This window comes from Gordonia desulfuricans NBRC 100010 (assembly GCF_001485495.1).
GTDB classification, from domain to species: Bacteria; Actinomycetota; Actinomycetes; order Mycobacteriales; family Mycobacteriaceae; genus Gordonia; species Gordonia desulfuricans.
Genome location: NZ_BCNF01000118.1, coordinates 18,133 through 27,923, shown reverse-complemented (window position 1 = coordinate 27,923; position 9,791 = coordinate 18,133). Strand labels below are relative to the sequence as shown.

The 9,791-nt window shown below is 67.7% G+C and carries 7 protein-coding genes; 1 reads left to right on the top strand and 6 read right to left on the bottom strand.

The genetic code is table 11. From position 1 onward, the window contains the following. Positions 1-134: 134 nt before the first annotated feature. The 4 genes from GD1_RS18390 to dprE1 are packed head-to-tail and all read right to left on the bottom strand — an operon-like array spanning position 135 to position 5,088. Positions 135-887 (bottom strand): MBL fold metallo-hydrolase, encoded by a 753-nt coding sequence (locus GD1_RS18390; protein WP_020791461.1) that lies wholly within the window; start codon positions 885-887, stop codon positions 135-137. Between the two features lie 9 nt (positions 888-896). After that, positions 897-2,852 carry a galactan 5-O-arabinofuranosyltransferase gene (locus tag GD1_RS18385; RefSeq protein ID WP_020791464.1) on the bottom strand — a complete coding sequence of 652 codons (1,956 nt, stop codon included), beginning with the start codon at positions 2,850-2,852 and terminating at the stop codon, positions 897-899. Between the two features lie 4 nt (positions 2,853-2,856). Next, complete coding sequence (dprE2, locus tag GD1_RS18380) at positions 2,857-3,618, bottom strand: decaprenylphospho-beta-D-erythro-pentofuranosid-2-ulose 2-reductase (protein WP_020791467.1); 762 nt, start codon at positions 3,616-3,618, stop codon at positions 2,857-2,859. A gap of 45 nt (positions 3,619-3,663) precedes the next feature. Continuing rightward, positions 3,664-5,088: a decaprenylphosphoryl-beta-D-ribose oxidase gene (gene dprE1 / locus GD1_RS18375; RefSeq protein ID WP_059039069.1), complete on the bottom strand. Its 1,425-nt coding sequence runs from the start codon at positions 5,086-5,088 to the stop codon at positions 3,664-3,666. 532 nt (positions 5,089-5,620) lie between these two features. On the opposite strand from dprE1, the gene GD1_RS18370 reads away from it, so the two are divergent. After that, entirely contained in the window at positions 5,621-6,733 is a 1,113-nt protein-coding gene (locus GD1_RS18370; protein ID WP_157079549.1) for a prolipoprotein diacylglyceryl transferase, read from the top strand. A 152-nt stretch (positions 6,734-6,885) separates the two neighbouring features. Here GD1_RS18370 and GD1_RS18365 read toward each other — a convergent pair whose 3' ends face one another. After that, the gene (locus tag GD1_RS18365) at positions 6,886-8,487 is read right to left on the bottom strand and encodes a phytoene desaturase family protein (protein ID WP_059039067.1); all 1,602 of its coding nucleotides are present in this window, start codon (positions 8,485-8,487) and stop codon (positions 6,886-6,888) included. 41 nt (positions 8,488-8,528) lie between these two features. Next, on the bottom strand, positions 8,529-9,746 hold the full coding sequence (locus GD1_RS18360) for an alpha/beta hydrolase family protein (RefSeq protein ID WP_020791463.1): 1,218 nt from the start codon (positions 9,744-9,746) through the stop codon (positions 8,529-8,531). Positions 9,747-9,791: the final 45 nt, after the last annotated feature.

Below are 9,791 nucleotides of genomic sequence, written 5' to 3'. Positions count from 1 at the left end.
CCGTTGGGTGGTGTCCACTTTGGTGGTGGTCATGTTGGCGAGGTCGGCCGGCGGGGGTTTCGACTCGACTTGTCGCTGCGCTCCTCGTCGGCTCAACCACCAACGGAGAGTTGATGTTCGATCAGTAGTCGTGCTCAGCGGTTCAGCGCCGTGCGGGCCATCTCCGCAACCGAGCCGTCCACGCGTGGTCCATGCCCGGGGAACAGGACGGAGGCGTCGAGGCGGGTGAACTCCTCGATGGTGCGGCGAGCGGTGGGGACGTCGTGCTGGAACACATCAGGAAGGCACTGACACCCCGACACCGCCGAGATCGGATGGTCGCTGACCAACGCATCCCCCGACACCAAGACCTGACCGTCGGCGACGAGGTAGGCGCTGTGGCCGTCGGTATGACCGTGGGCGGCGACCGGTTTCGGTGCTCCGGGCAGGTCGAACGGGTCGGGGAAGGGCTGTGTGGCGTCGATCCCGGCATGACTCAGCACGCCGAGCGGGGTGACCATCGCCAGCCACCGCAGTACGCGGGGCCGGTAGGCGATCGCCGCGATGCCGGCCGGGGTGGCCTGCTGCAGGTAGTCGCGGCGGGCATGACCCACCTCGTCCGGATCGGCATACACCGGGAAACCATGCTGCTCCGCCAGTTTCGCGAGACCACCGAGATGGTCGACGTGCGCGTGGGTGAGCAGCGCCCCGCGGATGTCCGACGGTGATCCGCCGATCCGCCAGATCGATTCCACCACCGCTCCTGCCTGTCCGGGGTAGCCGCCGTCGATCAGGGTCAGACCCGAATCGTCCTGCAGGATCACCCAGTTCACCGCCGGCGTCGACACCAGATGTGCCGTCGACGACGCACCGGTCACCGAACTGATCTCGAAATCGTTGCGGGACATGGCGAGTACCTACTTCCGGACTACCAGGACGAACGGACCGACCTCGGTGACCTCGAACCGGGGGTCGTCGAACAATGTGCGGTCGAAGGTCACCGTGTAGCGCTTGACGTTCGGATCGTTGGGATAGACGTCCTCGGCCAGCCGCAGCGTGTATCCGTCGGCGGCGTAGCGGAACAAGAACACATTCGGGGCCGGCCACGGCGAGCGGTCGATCCGGCCGATCAGGTCGTCGGCACTGGTCGCCTCCGACCAGGCGGAGATGGTGGCGGCACGTTTGTCGAACTCGGCCAACGGGTTCGCGTAATGCGAGGTGAGGCCCTGGAATCCCCAGAACGGGTAGATCGACAGGAAGCCGTAGTCGGCGGTGAGCACGATGTTCTCGGTGTCGGGCCGCCCGGTCTGCTGCTCGATCAGGTGCCGCAGTTGCGGATAGAACGATTCCGCACCGGCCGGCCGCTGGTCGGCACGCTCACCGTAGCCGTCGGTGTCGGTGTAGGCCGTGGTGATCTCGTGCGACAGGTATCCGGGGATGCCCTGGGCCAGGGTGATCGCGGCGGCGGTGGCCACCGCACCGATCACGAACCGGATGTCGCCGAATCTGCCCACCGCCCACCTCGACAGTTCGGCCACACCGAACACGCCTGCGGCGGCGAGGATCCCGACCAGGATGGGGTCGAGGCGGAAGCTCAGCAGGGTCGACCCGGTCGCCGTGCGGATCATCGACAGCAGGCAGAACAGGTAGATGCCGACCACCGCGATCCCGAACGCCAGGGCGATGGTGCGGGTGCGGAAGCGCAGCAGGATCCAGATCAGGCCGATCAAGGTGATCAGCCCGATCAGATTGGTCTGGAACATCGGAAGGGGCAGCAGGGCGCCACGTTCGGGCAGGTAGTGTTCGGCGGTCCCACCGCTGGCCGGGGCGTTCCGCAGACGGTCGAGCACATACGGCGCCCACACCAGGGCCGCCACCACCATCGCGACCACGGCCATCACGACCAGCCGGACGAGGACGGCGAGAACCGCGCCGCGTCGGGTCTGCATCACGGTGTCGCCGGGTACCGCCTTGTTCCCGGCCCGCCGCCAGGCGTCGACGATCAGCACCAACGCCATGAGCACGGCGATACCGGCGAACAGGCCGGCATAGAGGGTGTAGAAGGTGGCACACAGACCCAACATCAGGCCCACCGCCACCACCGACACCCAACTCGTCCCCGCGGCGAGCGAAGCGGTCGGACCGTCGGCCAGACGTGAGCGTCCGCGCAGCGCGTACAGCATCGGGATCAGCATCGGGATGCCGATCAGCACCAGCACCGCCGCATACGGTTCGGGGGAGGCGTACATCAGGGTGGTCACGGTGACCGCGAGCGCGATCGCCGCACCCCGGTCGCCGCCGACCATCCGGTTCCACAACACCACGGCGATCGCCGCGGCGATGGCGATGGTCAGGATCGCCCACGGCTTGTAGGCCTCCCAGGCGGGCATACCGGTGGCCTCGGCGTAACGCCCTCCCCACCAGAACCAGCCGGCCGGATAGTAGGGCGCCAGATCGATGTAGGTCATGTCCGCCAGCCGCGGACTCGACGTCAACCGGGTCAGGTACTCGGTGCGGAACTGCTGGTCCACCGACAACCCGAACAGGTACAGCCGGGTGGCACCCAGCGGCATCCCGAGGGTCACCGTGACCAGGCCGGCCACGCCGATCGTCGAACACAGTGTGGTGATCCAGCGACTGCGCCCGTACCGGTAGGCGATCGCTCCGACCAGCAGGAAGGCGATCGCGATGACCTGCCCGACGGTGGTCAGCGCACGCGTCACATTGGACGAGTTGAACGCCGGCCACTGGACGGTGTCGATCACCTTGACGCCGACGAGGCCGATGATCGCGGCGACGACGACGGCGGCGACGAGTTCGAGCAGCGTGGTCAGACGCGGATCGAGGCCGCGCCGGGTCACCGTGGAATTCACCTGATCACACCGGGAGCTTCCGGAACACCTTCCGCGGGATGTGCCGCAGCACCATCATGATGTAGCGGAACGTGCCGGGCACCCACACGATCTCCTTGTGCGCGTCGGCGGCGGCGACGGCCAGCCGGCCGACGTCCTCCTTGTTCACCGTCAGCGGGGCCTCGGCGACGTGCGCCGACAGCCGGGTGCGGACCTGGCCCGGGCGCACCACGAGGACACCGATGCCGTCGGCGGCCAGCGCCTCACCGAGACCGAGGTAGAAGCCGTCGAGGCCGGCCTTGGTGGAGCCGTACAGGAAGTTGGAACGCCGGACCCGTTCACCGGCAACCGAACTCATCGCGATGATCTGGCCGTGGCCCTGCTTGCGCAGCTTCTCGCCGAGCAGCACGCCGACACTCACCGCGGCGGTGTAGTTGATGGTCACCTCGGTGACGGCCTTGGCCTGGTCCTGCCACACGGCCTCGTCGTCGAACTGCACACCGGCGGCGACGATCGCGACGTCGATGTCGCCGTTGGCGAAGGCCTTCTCGATGACGGCCGGGTGGGTGTCGGGGGCCAGCGCGTCGAAGTCGATGACCTCGACGTCGGTGGCACCGGCCTGCTTGATGGTGGCCGAGGCGGCGTCGACGGCGGGATCACCGGGGACGGCGGCCAGCACCACGCGGGCCGGTCCGCGCTTGAGGTACTCGGCGGCGATGGCCAGGCCGATCTCGGAGCTGCCACCGAGGATGAGGATCGATTGCGGGGCGCCTACGGCGTTGAGCATGGGTGTCCTGTCTGTTCAGGGAGGAGAGTCGATTTCGGTTGCGCGTCAGGCGAGTTCGAGTCGGCGTGCCATGTCGGACATGAACACCCCGGTGGGGTCGATCTCGCGGCGCTTGGCGATCCAGGTGTCGATCTGCGGGTACATCTTGTGGAAGCTCGCCGCCGAGGTCCGCGAGTCCTTCGCGGTGTAGAGGCGTCCGCCCATCTCCATCACCCGACGGTCGAGGTCGTTGAGGAACTCGGCCAGACCGCGCTTGACCGGGAAGTCCAGGCAGACGTTCCAGCCGGCGAACGGGAAGCTCAGCGGGGCCTTGTTGCCCTCACCGAACAGTTTGATCACGTTGAGGAAGCTGACATTCCCCGACGCCTGGATGTCGATGATGAGCTGCTTGAACTCGGTCTCGTTGCCGGTCGGCACGATGAACTGGTACTGGGTGAATCCGCCGCCACGGCCGTAGGCGTTGTTCCACTCACCGATGATGTCGAGCATGTGGTAGAACTGCGCCAGATTCTTGATCTTGCCCTGCGAGTTGGAACCGATCCGGTAGTAGGCCTCGCCGACCAGCATGAAGTCGAGCTTGTTGGCCAGACCCCGCGGGAAGATGTTCGGCAGGCTGATCAGCGGCTTGTTGTTGAAGCTCAGCGGATCCTTCTGGTACTTCGCCGGCAGCTCGTCGAAGCTCGCGAGATCACCACGGCTGAACGAACCACGGCCCAGCTTGGCGCCGCCGCTGATGGTGTCGAACCATCCCGAGGCGTACTCGTAGCCGTCCTCGTAGCGCTGCTCGAGGTGCAGGGCGATGGTCTCGTCGAGGTTGTCGGTGACGAACGAGTCGGCCAGGAAGAACGCCGACTCGGTGCGCTTCATCTGGATCTTGGCGCGCAGCACGATGCCGGTCAGGCCGATACCGGCGACGGTCGCCCAGAACAGCGAGCCGTCGGCATCGTCGGGCGAACCCTCCGGCCGCAGGGTCAGGATCCGGCCGTCGGCGACGAGCAACTGCAGCTCGACGACGTGATTGCCGAAGCTGCCTGCGCTGTGGTGGTTCTTGCCGTGGATGTCGTGGGCGATCGCACCGCCGACGGTGACCTGCCGGGTTCCGGGAAGCACCGGCACCCACAGGCCGTGCGGCAGGGCGGCCATCATCAGCGCATCCAGCGACAGACCGGCGTCGACGTCGACGATGCCCGTCTCGTCGTCGATGGAGTGGATACGGGTCAGAGGCGTCATGTCGATCGTGAGGCCACCGGAGTTCTGCGCCGACTCGTTGTACGACCGGCCCAGGCCGCGGGCGATGACGCCGCGCTTGAGGTAGTCGGGCTTGTCGGCGTTGCTGTCGGCGACCCGCGCCACCGCGTCGGCGATGACCTCGGGGTACGGCGTGGAGAGCACGTGCCCTTCGATCGGGGTGGTGCGAGACCATCCCACGAGGGTGCGCGTGGTGATCGGCAAGAGCTCTTCAGTAGACATCGGCCAAGATCCTACCCGCCCGTAGCCACGGCGCCCGGGGGTTGACCAGGCGGGGGAGAGCCCGCTCACGCCCGAGTGGGTGCGGGCCGACGGCGGAATGTGCCTCGACCGAGGGAACTATCGGCGAATTGTCGGTACAGAACCGCGAATCCGACGCAGAGATGGGCGTCCGCTATTACTGTTTCGCGTGTTATGTGCGTCACATTCTTTCACTGATGAGGGAGCCGCCATGTCGACATCGATCACCCGCAGGAACCGACGATGTGGGCGGCGCCGAGCCGCGGGAGTGCTGGTGGCCGCCGCGGCGACCACAGCGCTCGCCATCGGAGGAACCAACTCGGCCGCGCAGGCGGCCCTGGTGCCGACGGTTCCAGGGGCTTCGGCAGGATGTGATGCGGGGGACGCCGAGGTCCGGGGCGGTAGGGCCCTGTTGTCGGTAGTGCTCGCGGATTGCACCGGGTCTTCTCCTTCGATCGTCGCGCAGATTGCCGACGGGCTAATCGGCGTATTCGCACCGGATCTGCCGGTGCGGTTGTCTACGTTCAACGGGGCGAACGCGACGACGGCACTCCCCGGTGTCGGTCCCTCGGCGTACGCCACGATCGAAGGCACCGGCTACGCCTCGGCATTGGTCGCAGCGGGCGGCACCGCCACCGCGAACGCCCAGAACTACGTCAGCGGTGCCATCGCGATCGCGGGCCTGGGCGGCATCAGCAACGCCGACGCCAACCTCTTGGGTCTGGCGTTGGCGCTCACCGCGGGGCCGGGGACCGCCAACGCCACTGCGTTGCCCGGCGGCATCGTCATCGTCGATGTGTTGGGTGATGTGCTCCCCATCGGCGGGACCGTGACCGCGGAGGCGACGGCACTGGGTGGCATCGCGAGTGCCCTGTGGAATCCGATCGACGGCGGGCAGGCGATCTGCACCGCGGTGTACGCGACGGCGAGTGTGTCGCGAGGCGGAAACAACATCGACTCCTGCACGAGCGTGCTGTTCATCTTCCAGAAGTACCAGCACGGTGACGGTCCGGAGGTGTACGCGATCAAGAATCCGTTCTCGGTGGTGCTGGTGTCGCCGCTCTCGGATTCACTTGCCGGCTCCATCGCCGCGATCGCCGAAGCCCTGGGCATCCCCGAGGATGTCGCCGCTCTCCTTGCCGGACAGTTCATCCCGAAGTTCGACCAGGATCTGATCCGGGTGTCGTTCGGACCGGACGGACCCGACATCGGCACCGACCTGTTCTCCACGACGACGACCACGACGTCGGCCCGAGTGGCGAGTGCTCCGGTCGTCGCCGCTGCCGAGATCGCCTCCGCCGACGACGTCGTCGCCGACACCGGCGAGGCGACGGTCGAGACCCCGACGGTCGAGACCCCGACGGTCGAGACCCCGACGGCCGGCGATGCCGATGACACCACGCCGACCACCGAGCCCGACGCCACCGAGCCCGAGAGCACCGAGTCAGAGAGCACTGAGCCCGACGCCACCGAGTCCGAGGGCACGGAGCCCGAGGCCACCGAGCCCGAGGCGACGGATACGGAGACCACAGGCACGGGGACCACGGACACGGAGAGCACGGACACGGACAGCCCGGAAACCGAGGCCGGCGCGTCCGACAACAGCGAGCCGACCGAGGCGGAGTAACCGGCTTCCCGCGTACTGGACGTCCTTCCCGCTTGTCGGCTCCGGCGAGCGGGAAGGACGTCGGTACACCGGAACCCCGGGACCCGAGCTCAGCCAACCCGAGCTCAGCCCACCGCGATCTCAGCCCACCGCGATCTCAGTCCACCGCGATCTCAGCCCAGTGCCGCCATCGCGGCATTGCGGCCGGGGATGCCGCTGACGCCGCCACCGCGGCGGGCTCCGGCCCCGCACAACAGCAGTCGGGGGTGGCGGGTCTCGACACCCCAGGTGCCCACCTCGTCGTCGGTCTCGGCCCACGGCCACTGCAACGAGCGGTGGAAGATGTTGCCGCCCGGCAGGCCCAGGGTGGCCTCGAGATCGAGCGGGGTCTTGGCCTCCAGGCATGCGTTGCCGTGCACATCGGTCGCGATCACCGATGAGATGGGTTCGGCCAGAACCGAATCCACCGATCGTAGGGTGGCGTCGACGGCGTGCTGGACCGCGCCGGGCGCGGCGAACACCTCCGGCGGCAGATGCAACCCGAACAGGGTGAGCGTGTGTTTGCCGTCGAGTTCGGGGCCGAGGATGGTGCGGTCGGACAGGGTGTGGCAGTAGATCTCGCACGGCGGGACGTCGGGCACCTCGTCACGTCGCGCCTGTTCCCAGGCCGCCCGTAACTGGTCGTAGGACTCGTTGATGTGGACGGTCCCGGAGAACGCGGCCTCCGGTGCCACCGACCGGTCGCGCAGCCCGGGCAGCCGGTCGAGCAGCAGGTTGATCTTCAGCTGCGACCCCTGCGGCGCCGGTTCGGTGTCGATCGGGTCGTCGAGCATGGTGTTGAGCACGGCCGGCGCGCATGCGCCGTAGAGCATCGAGCCGCGGGCGGTCCCGATCCGCTGCCGGGTACCCCCGACAACGTATTCGACGGTGCCGTCGGCCGGGTCGACGCCGATCACCCGTGCGCCGGTGCGGATCTCGGCACCGGCAGACACCGCCGCCTGATAGAGCGCCCCCGACACCGCGCCCATCCCGCCGACCGGGACGTCCCAGTCGCCGGTTCCGCCGCCGATCAGGTGATACAGAAAACAGATGTTCTGCCGCAGGGATCGGTCGTGCAGGTCGGCGAAGGTGCCGATCAGCGCGTCGGTCGCGACGATCCCGCGGATCACGTCGTCGTCGAAGTACTTCTCGATCAGCTCGCCCAACGGCCGTTCGGTCAGCTGATCCCACAGCTCGGCGACACCCGGATCGCCGCTCGGATCGCCGCTCGAATCAGCACCGACGACGAGTTCCCGGATCTGTTCGACGCCGCGCAACGGTTCGAGCATGCTGGGGAAGACGCGGCGCGCGATGGTGCCCATGCGGTCGTAGAACCGCTGCCACGCACCGAAATCGGCGTCCGAGCCGGTGACCGCACGGAATGCTGCGGCGGTGGCATCGGGGTCGGCGGTGTCGACGAGCAGGCCACGCGCCGGATCGCCGGGTACCGGGGTGTAGGAGGAGTGGCGGCGCCGGATCAGCGTGATGTCGAGGTCGAGGTCGGTGATGATCTGCCGTGGCAGCAACGACACCAGGTACGAATAGCGCGACAGCCGTGCCGGCATACCCGGGAAGGGCATCGCCGACACGGCTGCACCACCGACATGATCGGCCGCCTCCAGCACCAGAACAGAACGGCCTGCCCGCGCCAGATAGGTGGCGGCGGTCAGGCCGTTGTGTCCGGCACCGATGATGATGTCGTCGTGGGATTCCGGACCGATCCGTTCAGGAGTCATCGGCCCCAGAATCCCACGGACTCACCGGTGGGCGGGCGGGATCAGCGCATGATCTTCGCGAGCCACGGGGTGGAGTCGGGCATCGACGCCAGCACCGCACCCGAGTGATCCTCTTCGGGGTACACGTGCAGGGTGACCGGCTGGTTGTTCGCCTTCATCTGCGCGTACAGCGACAGCGCCGACGGTGCCGGCACATCGGCGTCCTTGAGGCCCTGGCCGAGGAAGATCGGCCGGTCGTAGCCCTTGTACGGCGTCTTCATGTACTCACGCAGGGCCGGAGCGGCACCCGGGATCGACATCAGCGGCTTGCTGAACCAGGTGTTCACCTCGTCGCCGCTGAGCTGCTGCTTGAGGATCGGGTAGCAGGTGGTGCGACCCTCTTCCAGACGCTGCAGACCCTTCTTGTTGAGCACCGAGGTGATCTTGAGGTCCGGGCGGGTCTCGTTGAAGCCGGCCAGGATGAACGCGGTGTAGGCGTTGAGGCTGCCGGGCAGGGCGAACGGCGGGACCTGCGGGCCCAGGTTCTGGTACAGGTACTCCAGGTTGGCAGGGATGCCGGTGGCGACCACGCCGCGGTAATCCAGACCCGATCCGCGGCTGAACTCGGTGGCATAGCGCGCGCCGTTGAGTGCGGCGGCCGCACCCTGCGACTGGCCGATGATGGCCCACTTCTTGCCCAGCGGCAGACCTGCCTGCTGCGAGGCGACGACGATGTCGACGATCGAATGTGCGGCGGCCTTGCCGTTCAGGTAGGCCATCAGGCCGGGGGTGCCCAGGCCGACGTAGTCGGCGGCGACGACGGCATAGCCCTGGTCCAGCCAGTGGCCGAGGTACTCCACGTCGCGGGCGCTGCGCGGGAACGCCGACGGGGTGCAGTCGTCGTTCATGCCGACGGTGCCGTGCGCCCACGAGATCACCGGCCAGCCACCGGCGGGTGCGGTGCCCTTGGGCACGAAGACCGCACCGGTGCTGGTGGCCTTCTTGTTGTGCTGGTCGAGGGTGGAGAACTGCACCCGGTAGGCCGAGCTCGCGGCGGGCAGGGTCAGCGGCTGCGCCAGCGGCACCTTGGCCATCAGCGTGCCGGGCTTCGCCGGGATGGCACCGGAGTACTCGGTGACGTCGAGGCCGGACCAGTTCGGGATGCCCACGACCACTTCGTCGTCGGCACGGGCGATCGGTGTCGCCACCGCCACGCCGAGCAAGAGCAGGAAGGGGATGACGAGCAGCCGGAACCGGCGACGTCGGGCTGTGTTGAACATGTGGCGAAGCTTAGAAACTTCTGTGGCAGATGTTAAGCCCGATCC